The sequence below is a fragment of the Acinetobacter sp. Tol 5 genome, assembly GCF_019702905.1.
Taxonomy (GTDB): domain Bacteria; phylum Pseudomonadota; class Gammaproteobacteria; order Pseudomonadales; family Moraxellaceae; genus Acinetobacter; species Acinetobacter bereziniae.
The window spans coordinates 3,107,344-3,122,140 of the sequence record NZ_AP024708.1 but is presented as its reverse complement, the minus strand read 5'-3'; the positions used below and the strand labels follow the sequence as shown (position 1 = coordinate 3,122,140).

16 protein-coding genes are annotated in these 14,797 nt (G+C 38.5%); all 16 read left to right on the top strand.

Going from position 1 to position 14,797, the window contains the following annotated elements; genetic code table 11:
• Positions 1-41: 41 nt before the first annotated feature.
• Entirely contained in the window at positions 42-1,001 is a 960-nt protein-coding gene (locus TOL5_RS14475; protein ID WP_151776201.1) for a hypothetical protein, read from the top strand.
• Positions 1,002-1,004: 3 nt separating this feature from the next.
• Entirely contained in the window at positions 1,005-1,382 is a 378-nt protein-coding gene (locus tag TOL5_RS14470) for a hypothetical protein (protein WP_009584029.1), read from the top strand.
• An 11-nt stretch (positions 1,383-1,393) separates the two neighbouring features.
• The gene (locus tag TOL5_RS14465; protein ID WP_004824736.1) at positions 1,394-2,470 is read left to right on the top strand and encodes a major capsid protein; all 1,077 of its coding nucleotides are present in this window, start codon (positions 1,394-1,396) and stop codon (positions 2,468-2,470) included.
• A 10-nt stretch (positions 2,471-2,480) separates the two neighbouring features.
• The gene (locus tag TOL5_RS14460) at positions 2,481-2,849 is read left to right on the top strand and encodes a hypothetical protein (protein ID WP_221260436.1); all 369 of its coding nucleotides are present in this window, start codon (positions 2,481-2,483) and stop codon (positions 2,847-2,849) included.
• A gap of 8 nt (positions 2,850-2,857) precedes the next feature.
• Positions 2,858-3,298, top strand: coding sequence for a gp436 family protein (locus TOL5_RS14455; protein ID WP_221260435.1), 441 nt, complete (start codon positions 2,858-2,860; stop codon positions 3,296-3,298).
• Positions 3,299-3,796: a phage virion morphogenesis protein gene (locus tag TOL5_RS14450; protein WP_221260434.1), complete on the top strand. Its 498-nt coding sequence runs from the start codon at positions 3,299-3,301 to the stop codon at positions 3,794-3,796.
• Positions 3,771-4,193, top strand: a complete 423-nt coding sequence (locus TOL5_RS14445) for a hypothetical protein (RefSeq protein WP_198114820.1) — start codon at positions 3,771-3,773, stop codon at positions 4,191-4,193. The genes TOL5_RS14450 and TOL5_RS14445 overlap by 26 nt, the downstream gene beginning before the upstream one ends.
• Positions 4,194-4,201: 8 nt before the next feature.
• Positions 4,202-4,372, top strand: coding sequence for a hypothetical protein (locus TOL5_RS14440; RefSeq protein WP_167387350.1), 171 nt, complete (start codon positions 4,202-4,204; stop codon positions 4,370-4,372).
• Positions 4,365-5,099: a hypothetical protein gene (locus TOL5_RS14435; protein WP_221260433.1), complete on the top strand. Its 735-nt coding sequence runs from the start codon at positions 4,365-4,367 to the stop codon at positions 5,097-5,099. The genes TOL5_RS14440 and TOL5_RS14435 overlap by 8 nt, the downstream gene beginning before the upstream one ends.
• A 65-nt stretch (positions 5,100-5,164) precedes the next feature.
• Complete coding sequence (locus TOL5_RS14430) at positions 5,165-5,722, top strand: hypothetical protein (protein ID WP_049044629.1); 558 nt, start codon at positions 5,165-5,167, stop codon at positions 5,720-5,722.
• 60 nt (positions 5,723-5,782) lie between these two features.
• Complete coding sequence (locus TOL5_RS14425) at positions 5,783-6,067, top strand: hypothetical protein (protein ID WP_151797378.1); 285 nt, start codon at positions 5,783-5,785, stop codon at positions 6,065-6,067.
• Between the two features lie 38 nt (positions 6,068-6,105).
• Entirely contained in the window at positions 6,106-6,756 is a 651-nt protein-coding gene (locus TOL5_RS14420; RefSeq protein WP_221260432.1) for a hypothetical protein, read from the top strand.
• 80 nt (positions 6,757-6,836) lie between these two features.
• Positions 6,837-10,784, top strand: a complete 3,948-nt coding sequence (locus tag TOL5_RS14415) for a tape measure protein (RefSeq protein ID WP_221260431.1) — start codon at positions 6,837-6,839, stop codon at positions 10,782-10,784.
• A gap of 3 nt (positions 10,785-10,787) precedes the next feature.
• Positions 10,788-11,201: a hypothetical protein gene (locus TOL5_RS14410; RefSeq protein WP_004824722.1), complete on the top strand. Its 414-nt coding sequence runs from the start codon at positions 10,788-10,790 to the stop codon at positions 11,199-11,201.
• On the top strand, positions 11,194-13,149 hold the full coding sequence (locus TOL5_RS14405; protein ID WP_221260430.1) for a hypothetical protein: 1,956 nt from the start codon (positions 11,194-11,196) through the stop codon (positions 13,147-13,149). Before TOL5_RS14410 ends, TOL5_RS14405 begins: the two co-directional genes overlap by 8 nt.
• Positions 13,149-14,765, top strand: coding sequence for a hypothetical protein (locus TOL5_RS14400; protein ID WP_221260429.1), 1,617 nt, complete (start codon positions 13,149-13,151; stop codon positions 14,763-14,765). Before TOL5_RS14405 ends, TOL5_RS14400 begins: the two co-directional genes overlap by 1 nt.
• Positions 14,766-14,797: the final 32 nt, after the last annotated feature.

Sequence of the window (14,797 nt, the reverse complement as noted above, 5' to 3'; positions counted from 1 at the left end):
AAAACCGCCTTTATTGGCGGTTTTTTAATGGAGCATGAAAAATGCCAGAAGCTGAAAAGCCTAATCAGTATTGTTTCCAGCTCGGGCAACTGAGTGTTGACAGTGCTGAGGATGGCAAAAAGAAAAGAACGTTTTCAGGAGTCGCTTATAGCGGTGAAGTTATTACTGACCATTGGTTTTGGGATCGAATCATCTTTGATCTTGATTCAATGCAGTTAAAAGGTCGTATTCCAGCATTACTGGAACATCGTTCAAGTCAAAGAGCGGGTGCAATCAACACACATTCCATAGATCATCAAACAGGATTAAAGGTTACTGGTGATTTGATGAGTAATGAGTTTGGTACTCAGGTTGCTCAAGACTCAGACGATGGTTTTCCATGGCAAATGTCTGTTCGTATCGAGCCATCTGCAATTGAGGATATTCAAGCAGGTGCATCGGTCACAGTAAATGGAAAGGTTCATCAAGGACCAATAACTGTTTTTCGTGGCGGTCGTATTCGTGAAGTATCGTTTTGTGCATTAGGTGCTGATGACAATACCAACGCTGTAGCAGCAAACCACAACCCAAAATCAAAAACTTTCAACAAAGAGGACACTAACGTGACTGAACTCGAACAGGCGAAAGCCGCTCAAAAGAAAGCTGAAGAAGAGCGCGATGCAGCACAAAATGAACTTAAAAAGTTCAAAGCTGATAAACGTGCTGATGATATTGCAGTTTTGGAAACATCTCTAAACAAGCAATTTAGCGCTGAAGAGAAGAAGTCCTATACAGATATGGATGACGTATCTTTTAACTTCTTAGCTCAGCAATTAAAGCAATTTTCAGCAGGTACACAACAACCCACTGAACAACCAAAAGTAAATAATATTCCAAATCAATTTGCTCATTTATTCAGTCATCAAGCGAATGGTGGGCAGGGTGGTGCATCTAATTCAGATCAACCTCACAAGTTTACATCTGGTGCTCAGGCATTCGCTGACCAGAAAAAAGGGGCTTAAGAAATGAGCAATAAAACCTACCTAGGAAGTGTGAATCGCGAGACACGACCTTTCAATTTAGATATTGAAAAACTACGCCGTGCAAATGCCAAAGTGACTGCGGCAACAGCCTACAAAGCAGGGGATCTATTGGTTTTATCTGATTCCAATGTGGTGACGCATGCCACAGATGAAAAAACTTGGAATGTTGTATGTGGTCAAGATGTTACCGCGCAACAAGCAACCCAAATGGCAGCAGATGGGATTGAAATCCCGATTTACTTTGGTGGTGTATTTAGCATCGAAGCTGTTCGAATTGCAGGGGAGTATTTAGAGGTATCTAAATATGACTCAGCCCGAGCCAAAGCTACTTTAAACAATATTGAATTTTCAAAAGTATAAGGATTTTTAAAATGCCTCAATCTTTTACAGTTAATGGCGCGCCACTTGAATTGCTTGATGTTGGTGAGCTTGCATTAATTCACAGCAACTACAAGCCAATGGACACATGGCTAATTGATAAATTATTTCCTAATCGTCCTTCATTTGATCGAGATGAAGTACCATTGTCAGAAATTAGCACAGTTCATGATTTAGCACCGCTGGTATCACCTCATCAACCTGGTAAACCATTCGATACTAAACGAGCAGCTAAAGTAGAATTCGTTCAACCTGCATATTACAAACCTAAAAACATGGTCACACCTGCGACAGCTTTTGATGAAGCATTAATTGAGCGCTTGCGTTCAGCAGGAATTATTTCAACTGGTAGTCAACAATTATCTGAACAGGAAAAAATGGTCATTGCTCAGATCGCTGTAATGAAGCGAAACCATGACGCAATTGATAATTCTGTATTGTTGATGGCAACAGAGTTATTGCTTAAAGGGAAGTATCTACTTCAATCAGATGATTATGAATATAACATGGTAGATTATGAACGAGATGCATCGCTAAATTTCACTCCATTAACTCCATGGAATCAGGCAGGTGCTAAACCTGTAACTGATATTGAATCAATTGAAAAACTTTTGCTTGATGCAAATGGTGGTCCTTCCAAACTCTATGTTATGTCAGGCAAAGTTTGGGCAGCATTATTCATTAATGAAGAATTTAAAGAACGTTTTGTTAAGCCTTATGCTGGTATTGCAGTGCCATATAAACCAAGCTTAAACGTTCAAGAAGGCGCTTCATTTAAAGGCTACTTGGATGAAAAAGAATTGTGGGTTTATGACGCAACTTATCGTTTAAAAGATGGTGTGAAGCGCTTTATTCCAGATGATTACTTTGGTGCTATCTCTGATACTCAAGGATCAATCGCACAATGTAAAATCAAAAATATGTTGGCTAATGGTGCGGTTGCCAAATATTTTGATCGTCAATGGTATAGCGAAGATCCAAGCGGTATCTTCTTGATGACTGAATCAGCCCCACTTGCAGTGCCATCGAATAAAAATGGTGTATGTGGTGGTACAGGCTTTATTGTTTAAGGGGAATTACATGCCAAAGTACATCGCAAAACAATCCATTGGTCATTATCGACCTGGTGACGAAATCAAAGGGCTTGAAGATACACAAATTCAAGCCCTTTTAGTTTCTGGTGCTATTGAAGAAGAGAAAGCAACAGAAAAAACTAAACAGGATGGCTCTGCACAACAATTGACTGAACTTGCTGCTGAAGTTGCAAAACTGAAAGCTAATGAGCTTTTGCTTATTGATGCCAAAGATAAAGCCGAGGCTGAAGTTGCAAAACTGAAAGAAGAAGTAGTTAAGTTGCAGGATGCTTTAAATGCTTCAAAACCAAAATCTGCAAAGGATAAAGAGCAGCCTCAATCTCAAACCGAAAAGGCTGCAACTGAATCCAAATAGGTGGCGATATGTATGCGACTGAAGAGGATATGATTAAGCGATTTGGTAATGAAGTTGAAAACTTAAAAGCGATGTTACCTGAGGGCGGGATTGCAGAAGCATTACAGGACGCTACAGAGGAAATTGATAGTTATGTGGCGGTAAAGTACAGCTTACCGCTTCCTAGCATTCCAAGCACTCTACAGCGAATAGCATGCAATATTGCAAGATACCGCCTTTACTTTCAGCAACCTACTGATGAAGTAGAGAATCGCTATAAAGCTGAAATTGATTATTTGAAGCGGATTGCTGATGGTAAAGCTGTGCTCAATATCCTAAACCAAGATAATGAAGTCACTGAAGAGAAGCCGAAAAACTCACCTGCAACCATGCCAATCGGTACAACTTATCGAGGTGGTGTTTTTGGAGATGATATTCTCAACAGGATGCCAAGCATCAAGGAAGGTTAAATGGCTATTGCAATAACAATCACTGCTGAGAGTTCGCCACTTGAAGCGATCTTTAAATCATTAGGGGCTTATGAGCATGAAGAATCAAAGCTTTTTAATGAACTTGGATCTGAGCTACTGGACCAAGTTCAATTAAGGTTTATAGAAGGTGTCGGTGTTGATGGAAACCCTTGGGTGCAATCCTGGCGTGCTGAAATGCAAGGAGGTCAAACATTAAGGGATAAAGGCATTTTGATGAATTCCTATACCTATAATGTTTTGCCGAATGGTGTTGAGGTTGGTACAAACGTTGAATATGCAGCGCCTCTTCATTTTGGTGCGCTTATTCTTCCTAAAAATGGCGCATACATCACTTTTAATGTCGGTGGGCAATATCGCAGAGTTAAACAAGTTGTTTTACCGCCACGTACTCAGCTAGGAATAAATCCTGAAAATGAAGAATCACTTTTGAACATTGTAGGAGATTTTATTAATGAGCTCATTCTTCGCAGTTCGTGATGAAATTGCAAATAAGCTAAAAGAAATTCCAAGTTTTAAGGAAATATACACCCCTCATAATTCAGCAAAAATCACAGAAATGATGCAGATAACGCCGTCAGCTCATGTGAACTTTGCCAGAATTGTAAAAAAGGCTGATGCAGGTGCGGGCAAAGTTAATCAACTTGGGCAGCAATGGGCGGTTTCTGTTGCGTGTCGAAATGCTCAATCTCAAATGACCAATGGCAATGCTGTAAATGATGAAGCGGGTGAACTCACTGAAGATGTGATTAAACTCTTATCTGGTTGGCAACCTCGTTCATCAACTCGACCTTTAACACTTATTGATGTTAAAGAGGGTTACAGTCCAACATGCACATACATCACAGTCATATTTGAATCACAGAAATTTATTTAGAGGTCATCATGACAAAACAATACATCGCCCGGCAAAAAGTCGGGCGTTTTAGTAAGGACGATATTGTGGGCGGTCTTACTGAAGCCCAAATAAAACAATTAGAGGCAGATAAGATCATTGAAGAGGTGAAGCCATCTGCTCAAACAAAACCAAGCAAAGAGGTCAAAACAGATGGCTAAGGAATATATTTCTTTACAGGGTAAGTTTTACTTATCCGAAATTGCAAATGGTGTGGCGGCTGAAATGCGTCATATCGGGAACGTACCTGAATTTGAGCTTGAAATCACGACTGATCAATTTGAGCATGAAGAAAGTACATCTGGTCAACGAACAACAGACTTTGTATTGACCAAAAAAACAGGTGTTAATTTCAAAGGTAAACTTGAAGAAGTGGACCAACCCAATTTGCAATACATCTTGTCAGGTATGAAATCTGAAATTGCAAGCAAGGTTGTTACTGATCAGGTATTAGGAACAGTTAAAGCTGGTCAAGAAATAAAACTTGATGGTTATGGTCTTACACAGGTTTCATTTAAAGCAGGCTCAACAGCAATTTCAGCCGATAAATATGTGCTTGATGCCGTGTTTGGAACTGTAATTTTTAATGAAGCAATTGCAGATCCTGTTACAGCAAGTTATACAACTGGTGTTGTTAGCCATACCACAATTGCAAGTGAATTTAATAAAGAATATGAATTATTCTTTAAAGGAATTAATACTGCTACAGGTAAAAATATGGCAGTGCGTTTGTGGCGCACTAAAAAATCACCAGAAACAACTTTTCCACTCATTCACGAAGAGCTTGGCCAATATGAAATTTCAGGACAAGCATTATCAGAAAGTGAAAAAGGTTTAGATCCTACACTTGGCTTATATGGTCATGTGGTCACGATTCCAGCAGCATAATTTAAACTGCAGGCACAGAGGGCGCAAAAGCGTCTTTTTTTTGTGCCTGTATTTAGGAATTTAAAATGAATGACTTCTTTCTCGCCTTAAACAGCACATCAAAATATGAAGAAATTGAAGTTAGGCAAGTCCAGGTGAGTGAGCTGGACCAATGGGCTCAATTTGCTGAGCCTGTACGCTTAAAACTCAATTTAGATTTTAGCAGTGAGAATTTATTAGAAGTATTTAAGGATTTCAAATTTCAAATAATAATGATTTGTTCTTTAACATCTGATGTTACTTTAGTAAAACCAGATATATTGTTAAATAATAAAAATGAACTTATTGAATTATTTAAAGTCGTTATTGATGTGAACTATGCATATTTTATTCAAGAAATTAACAATAAGAATGCTTCATCTAAAAATCATACATGGTTTGATTCATTTCAGTATTTGATCAGTAAAGGGCATAGACATTCAGATATTTTAAATTACAGTTTCGGGGCATTCGTAGAATATTTAAAAGCCGCGCAACGAAATGAAAGGAACTCATTATTAACTATGGGTAATGCTATGCGAGTTTCATATCATGCAGATAAAAACGCCTATAGTAAGTATGTGGACAACATGAAGAAAGCTTAAATTTCACATTGCACAACATTAGTTCAATGGATATTCTGTCAAAATAATGAGGGGAATATCATGAAAAAAATATTTTTAGCTTTTATGCTTTTTGCTTCAAGTGGTGCGTTTGCAGGAACAGAGGTTAGATCCATTAGAACATCTTATGATTTTATCGAAATAGGAAGTTCAGAAGGGGATGTAAGAAGTAAACTCGGAAACCCACAATCTGTATATCATTATGTTTTGAGGGATGCTAATAATCGTCCACGTGCTGCCACAGATTTGAGATACACAGTCGATAATGAAAAATATACTGTGATTATTGTTAATGGTGTGGTCTATAAAATTGTTTGGGAGCGTTGATTGTGGGGGTGAAAATATGTAAATCCTGTAAAAAGCCAATGAAATCTACTGATACGCATTGCAGGACATGTGGAGCTGAATTTAAAAACAATCCATTAATTTTAATCGTAATATTGGTGATTATTGTTGGTGCAATTTCATTTATGGCTTATTCTCTACTGAGCAAAAAAGATAATGATTTAGTAAAAGATAATCCTAAAATTAGTAATGATGTTCAAAAACCAATTGTAAGTAATTGGAAGATGAAGAATGAAACAGACAAGATGACTGATAAAGAGAATTACTATTTATCAAATCAGGCTTTGAATGTTGAGACAGGAAAATCTGTTGATGCGGGAATTACAATTGGTTGTTCGTATCACGGTGGTTTAAATGGTGTTTTTACCTCTGATACGCCTATAAAAATTAAAGACATAAGCAAAGACGGTGCGATCGGTGAGTATGAGATTCGATTTGATAATGATCCACTGCAATATGGAAGTTCTGATTTAACTTCAATTAATAGGGTTTTAGTCTTAAATCAATCACATTTGCAACAAATAGAAAAAAGTAATCGCATTCTTATACGAATTACAACTGGTGTCGATAGTTATAGAACATTTGAAATGAATTCTGCAGGTGGCTCTGAGCTTTTTTCTAGAATGAAAGAATTCTGTGCGTCAAAAGCAAAAGAAAATAAAGCATCATGAATAAATTTTAATTCATAGATTAATTAATCAATCATATATAACCACCCCAAGGGTGGTTTTTTGTTGCCTGAGGAAAAGTTATGGCTGGTCAAAACTTATCATTTAAACTTGTTCTAGATGGTGATAACAAAGGTCTAGTAAGTGCAGTTAAACAGTCTGAAGAAACTGTGAGTTCTATATTTAAAACTATTAAAGATGAAGCAGATAAACTTAAAAATACTTCAGAACTAACTGGCGAAGATGTAGGTAAAATAGTTCCTGATGATCTTAAGCCTAAAGCTGAATCAGCGAAGAGTGCTGTCTCAGAAGTAACCAAGGCAACTAGTGATTTAGATAAACAAGCAAGTGAAACCACAACAAAAGTTTCTGACCTTGCTGATGAATTAAAACAGACTGGAAAAGAAGCAAGTACAGTCTCTAAAGATATGATCGAGATCGTACCAAAAAGTACGATCGAGATGGCAGATGCTCTAACCAGTAATTTAAACAAAGCTACTACTACAATTAAAGATGCAGGGAGTAATGCTAAAATCACAGCAGATAATTTTGCAGGTTTTGGTAAAGTATCTGAAAAAGCTTTAGGGGTTTTAAAAACTGATTTAGATCAAGCAAAGCAAAAACTTCAAACACTTTCTTCTACAAATGCCACACCTCAAGATATTTTAAAAGCTCAATCAGAAGTTGATAAGCTTGAAAAGGAAGTTGATCAAGCTGAGAAAGCATTTAAAGAGTTTAAGGAAGCTTCAGTAAAGGCAAATCAAGAATTAGCCAATACACAATCTGCTTCTGAAAAAGCAAAACTCGGATTTGCTAACTTGAAATCTGCGGTTGGGGTTTTAGCAGGTGGTTTAGCGGCTTTAGGATTGGGTTTAACAGCAAAGGAGTTTATTCAAACTTCTGATGCTACCCAGCAGATGGCTGCTCGTTTGAAAAATGCTACGGCAAGCACAGAGGAATATAATCTAGTACAAGCAAGATTACTTGAGCTTGCGAATGCGACCTATCGACCGTTATCCGAAGCTCAAGAAGTGTATTTAGCAACTGCTGGAACAATGAAATCACTGGGCTATAACACCGAAGAGATTTTATCGGCAACAGAAAGCTTATCTCTATCTTTTACTCATAATGCCACGCGTGCTGATCAGGCTCAATCTGCACAAGATGCCTTAGCTCAATCAATGGCTAAAGGATCAGTAGATGCTGATGCTTGGATGTCGATTATTACTGGTGCTGATAATGTTGTATCGGATATGGCCAAAAGCACTGGCAAGTCTGAAGCTGAAATTCGAAAATTAGGTGCAAGTGGTAAAGCTTCATTAAGTGATTTAGTGAACGCATTGATTCAATCCAGAGATCATAATCTTGAACTGGCAAATGCAATGGAAAACTCCACTGCTGATGCAATGCAAAAAGTGAGAAATAACTTAACTGCATTAATTGGTTCAATGAATGAACAGTACAACATATCAAGTCGCTTGGCTGAGATGATTGGAAATCTTGGTAATAACTTAGATTGGATTGCTGTGCTGTTTGATGACGTTATGAGTGCTGTAGAAGCGGTTTCAGCGCAATTTGATGAGTTAGATCCGAGCACAATTAATAGTTTTAAAGATGCTATTGAGTCGGCTTATAGCGCAGTTAAAGAGCTTGCCCAAGGTGGAATGGATTTAGCTAAAGTCATTTGGGATATTCTAAGTACATCGATTAATAATACGCTCTCAGTTTTTTCATCGTTTACAGGCGAGGTTTCTGAGGCAGGAGAACAAGTAAGTTTTCTGACTCGAGTTGGTCAAGGTTTAAGTATTACATTTGGTTTTTTACAAGATGGCATTGCTGCAATTCGAATTGTTCTTAATTTACTTGCAGGTAATTTTTATGCTGTTGCAAGCGCAGCAAATTCAGTTTTAGCCGCTATAACTTGGGGGGATGTAAGTAAGCAGTTTTCAGTCAATGCTGATGCAATGCTCAAAAAATCAAAAGAGTATTATGCTCAAGCTGATAAAGATGCGATGGATTTCCAGTCTCAAGGCTTGAAGCAAATGGATGAGGCTGCCAAAACCCAAGCTCAACGAGATCAAGATAAGGTTAATTCTGCAAAAGAATCCTTAGATAGAATTAATATTTTAGAAAAGGAAGCAGCTACTCAGAGCAGATTAAATGCTGAACAAAGAAATCAACTTCAATCTGATCTTGCGATTGCCCGTACAAATAATGAAGTTAATGAAATTCGCAGAATTACTGAAGAACTCAGTAAACTTGATGAGTCTGATAAAGCAATTGCTGTTAATCGTGTCCAATATGATAAGGAACGTATCAATTCAGCTCAAATTTGGGCTGAAGGTTTGATACAAGCAAATAATGGTGTTTTATCTGAACAAATCAAAAATGAAGTGGCTGCCAAAGGTTTTGGCATTGCTATGGATGAATCAGGAAAAATTACTGTTACAGCATTAGGAGATGCACGAAAAGCTGTAGAAGATAATGCAAAAGCTACTGAGTTGGCAAAAGAAAGAGCAAAGCAAGCTGAAAAAGACTATCAAGATTTTGTTAGTCAAAATGCTGCTAAAAAAATCCAGTTAGAACAACAGATTGCTCAATCGAAAGTCAATGGCGATTTGACTGCTCTAAAATCTGCTCAAGATTCTCTTACGCAAATCAATGCTAAAGAAGAAGAATTAAATCTTGAGCGTCAAAAACGTAGCTTGGGTTTAAAACAAAATCTTGACGAAGAAAGTGGGGCAACAAAAAGAGCTTATACAGAAGCTTCAGAAGTAGCTACCAGACTTGGAATTAACCTAGATAAAGTAACTGGGCGTATATCTGAATCTTTCTCATCTTCTGGAAGGGATGTGGACGGATTTGGTAAAAAACTTGAGCTTGCTGGTATCACAGGAACCAATGCAACAAATGCAATATATTTAGCGTGGAAAGAATGGTTAGAAACAGCTAAATCGCAAGTTGAAATAGACTTTGCAATGTCTAAGTTAAAGGAGTTTGAAGCACAAGGCGTATTTTCAACGAAACAGGTTGAAATGGGTACTCAGGCGATTCGTCAAGTGATGCAAAAGCTTCCTGATGATATTAGTCCTGTAGAGCAAGCATTTGAAAGTTTAGGCATTAAAACCAAAGAACAATTAAAACTTGCTGCTCAATCAGCTTTAGCTAACTTCAATACTATTCAAAGCAGTGGACAAGCAACAGCAGAAGGTTTACGACAAGCATATGAGCGAACTATTCAGGCTGCGGTTGCTTCTGGTGATCAAGCTGTTATCGCTCAAACAAAAGCCAAAGCTGCATCATTGGGATTGTCTGTTCAAATTGAAGATACTGGAAAGGCAACGGTTCAATCCTACGAGGAAATGGATCGAGCGGCTCATTCTCATGCTTCCACTGTTTCGAGCAGTGTTACAAGTGCTTATCGTGAAATGGGAGCTGTAGCAAGAGAAGAGGCTCAAAATTCTATTGATGCATGGAATCAAGCTTTAGAGGCTAAATCGACAGCTGAAAGTAAAGAACGTTCTGAACGTAATAAAACATCTCAAGCCACCACAAGTACACATTACACAAAAAGTAATGTACGTGATGAGCTTAAAAATATGGGCTATGACGATGCGCAAGCCGAAAAAATTGCTCAAGGTATTTTTGGTTCTGCATTGGCTAGAGACCAGACAGCAATGCAAAAAAATATGGGGGCAGGTGGCTTAACCAATGTAACCAATATGCTTTATGCAGAGCTGAGAAAGAAAGGTCTTACTGGTTATGACGGTTCTCGTTATATCGAACAAGCTTTACAACAGTTTAGAGATGGATCAGCTCAAGCAACTTTGAATACGATTAAACCTAAAGTTTATGCAGATTCAAGTAATGAGACTTCTAAAGCTTTGGCGAGTGGTTCAGGTACAGGGAAAACCGTCCAATACAATCTTAATTTTAATGGTAAAACGCTGAGTTTGTCAGGAGATGCTAGTCAAGAGGCGATGTTTAATGATCTCTTGAGACAACTTGAAACCATCAATAAGAGTAGTTAATTGATGAAATTAATACGCAAAGCGACCAATCAAACCGTTCTTTTAGAGAACGGTTTTTTGTGGTCTGACGAATTTGACTGGAAGCCGATTGAACAGAAACAAGATAGAGCCATTGATGGTGCGCTTATTGTTCAAGAGGGTAAGAAAAAAGCAGGGCGTCTAATCACATTAATACCCTCTGAATCCAGTATGGGATGGGTGAAACGCCGTGAACTCAGCAAAATAATGGACTGGTCAGCACTTCAAGAGCATTTTTATCTTGAGTTTGATTACCCACATGACAAGCGAAAATTCAAAGTTATGTTTAATCATGAAGCAGGGGCAATTGAAGCCAAGCCAGTAAAGGGAATTCCTACGGTTTCTGAAGATGATTATTACAACGTCACAATGCGATTTTTGGAGCTAAACGATGATTGAAACCAAAGACATTGTAATTTATAAGTCGGAACGTTTGACCGATACAGACAATGGGGGCGGAAAATACTCTGGTCAAGTTATTATTGATGGCCAAAGTAATAACCTCTTCAATGATGTATCTGAATTGGACCGTACCCTTGGTGACGTCTCGATGCGCAAAGTTTTTCCAGCAGTATCGACCAATGATACTGATCTATTGATGGGCTCTACAGTTTTTATTTCTGAAACACCCAAAGATCCTGCAGTGTCGGCTTTGCTATTTAGTACAGGAAGCTATACGGATGAGCGTAAATCAGCACAAAACCGAGTCGAATCCTATCTTGCTAAAGGTGGACAAATAGCAGGTACACCACTCGATACACTTTGGCAGGGCATGAAACAGATTCAAGTCTGTATGTTTACGACTGAAACTGAAAGTAATGTCGGTGATGCGATTGTATTAGTTTCAAATGAGGGCAAAGTAAATAGTCATGAGCAATATGTTCGTATCTTAAAAGTTGAAACTCGTATTTCAAAAATTGTCATTGAGTTAAAGGAAATCGAATATAAGATTGCGACTTATAGTATTAGCGATCCGCTTGAAACTGACTTTGTGGGCTTGTCTGCAAAAAGTTGGTATGGCGGTGAAAAACCCACAACGATTATACGTGAGACATTGGTAGCTGATACTGGTAAATACTATTCTTCGACCAAAGCCACTGAAAAAATTCAAGTGGGTGAGTTTACAGTCAATGTTCAGGATGTATTCACTCAGATTATCCCAAGCGCTCAAAGTGAAACTGCAATCATCGATGTAAATGCTGCAGGTGAAAAAGTTGCTTTGGTACCTGGTAATGATGGGGTGGTCACAGCGAGTTATCCAACTTATGTCGCTGAAGCTCAAAATCTTTATTTGGGCTCAAGTATTATGCCTTCAAGTGTAAGCTTCACTTTATTTAATCTTCAAGTGAATGATATAGGTGGCTTACTTAAAACGACCTCAGGCACACAAGTCGGCACAATTGATTATCAAAAAGGTTTAATTCAATGGACCAGTGCTGCAGGTACAGGATCATTGAATTTAAATGTATCTTTTAAACCTGCTTCTGCACCCACGCAAAATACACAGAGCCAATCGATTAAAGTCACACAAGCAAATCAAGGTTCAAACTGGACAGGGGTTTTAGTTCCCCCACCTGCACCGGGTAGCGTTTCCGTGTCTTTCATGGTGAAAGGTAAGTTTTATGAACTTAAAGATGATGGCTCTGGTCAGCTTAAGGCAGGTGCCACATCTATTGGATCTGGCTCAATCAATTATGAAACAGGTTCGTGGCTTCTGACTACGGGTGAACTTGCAGATGTCGGGAGCAATATTCTGGTGTTGTGGTGCACACCAATTTCAACCTTTGTACGCTCAAATTTAACCCTTGAGAGTCCAAGCTTTGAGCTTCAACTCGGTGAGGCGGTGGCGGCAAATAGTGTAATGGTGAAGTGGAAACTTGAGGATGTTGAAAAAGTTGCGACGAGTAATGCACAAGGCAAGTTTACAGGCGATGCGACTGGACAGATCAATTATGCAACTGGTGTGGGCAGATTCATTCCAAATCAATTACCGCAAAAAGGCACAGTTTTCACTATCAATTACAATAGTGGTTTCCCTCTAAATCAAAACTTAATTACAACGCCTTCAACGGACCAAGAGTTAAGTTTTAATGTGGGTACTGGCAATGCGCTTCAGGCAGGCAGTATCGAGTTAAAAATGGAATTACAAGACCAACTTAATCAACGTTGGGGGGAATTGGTTTTAACTGATTCAAAAATTGATGATACAAAGGGAAATTTAAACGATAAGTTAGGCAACACCCACGGGACCATCAACTATATAACTGGCGCTGTAGTGATTAAGCCATTTTTAGAAGTATTGGTTTATCAAAAAACCTATCAAGTCTTTGAGTCATGGAGTAAATAATGGGCTACTATTCTCCACAAACAGAATCCATTCAATCGGAAAAAATGGTATTAAAATCATATTATCCGACCAATATCAACATTAAATATCGAGATACACCAGAGTTAAGCCCCAATGAAAAGCAGGTTGTAGCGGATAAGCTGAAAATTGATTTAACACCACAGTATAGCGAACAGGTATTGACCAACTCAGTGCGTTTTAAATTGGGTAATGATGTTTATGTAGATCGAAATGGCGTGATGTTTAGAAACATAAACAGCACTACAAATATTGGTATCAGTTCGGGATCTGTGAATTATGGTACCGGTGAAGTTGAAATTGATTCTTGGACGCCATCTAGCGGTAACGCTATTTCATTACAGTCATTGACCACGACTACTGATGCGATTGAATTAAACCATATCAGTTTTAGAATTCCAGTCATTCCGATTCGCCCTTCGTCAGTGACAGTGGTATTGAGTACGGTTGAATTTGGCGCTTTAACTATCCAGTTTGATGAATTGGGCAAAGTGGATACAGCGAAAGCACATGGTTCAGTGAATTATGAAACTGGTTTTGTAGATATTGATTTTTATACCAAGACAGAAATTACTGAAGCAAATAGACCACAAATTGAAGAAAAAGACTGGTACAACGTACTTTTAGAATACGAAGAGCTGAACAAGAAGTATATCAATGTACCTGTGTGGGTTGTTCCTGACTCAGTGAAATACAATGCCGTGGCTTATACCTATATTCCGCTTGATGCTTCGATTTTAGGTCTATCTGCAACACGTTTACCCCCGAATGGTCGTGTACCGATCTTCCGTGTGGGTGATATTGGTATTGTCAGCGCTGCTAAATCTATGGTGATGCCTGATCATATTGCGGGTAAAACCTATATTTTAGATGATAAGCGTATTTCCTGGTGTGAGCTTCAAGACAGTAAAGGCGTGAAAGTTCCTTTCGATATGTATGTTGTGGACTACGATTATGGGGAAGTCACGCTTAATGGAGATTTCGCAATCAATGCTTTAACTCCACCTTTGAGCATTGAATATCGTTATCAGGATATGGGGTTAATTCGTGATGTTCAAATCAGTGGACAAGTCACGTTTACCAAACCTTTGACACACAATTATGAAGCTGAAAATACAATTGTGGGATCGGCATTGGTTGTGGGTGATATGTATGCACGATATTCAAATATGTTCTCACAAGGTACGTGGAGCAATGTGTGGGTTGATGAGCCTACAGGCGCAACAATTTCAGCACGCTATAACGATGCGCTATATCCAATTGTGATGACCAATAAGGGCGCAATTCAAGAACGTTGGGCACTTGTTTTCACCGATAATACAAACTTTAGAATTATTGGTCAGTATTCAGGTCAAATCGGAACAGGCAACATCAACAGTGACAATGCACCGATTAACCCGGTTACAGGTGTACCTTACTTCAAGATTAAAAAAGAAGGTTGGGGAACTGGTTGGGTGAATGGCAATGTAATCTTTTTTGATACCCATGCAGCCATGCATCCAGTTTGGGTAATTCGCACAGTTAAACAATCTGAACCCACGGAGCTTACAGATCAATTTCAAATCATGCTACGCGGTGATATAGACCGAATTCTATAAATCCTATTAATTATTGATAACCGCCTAAGGCG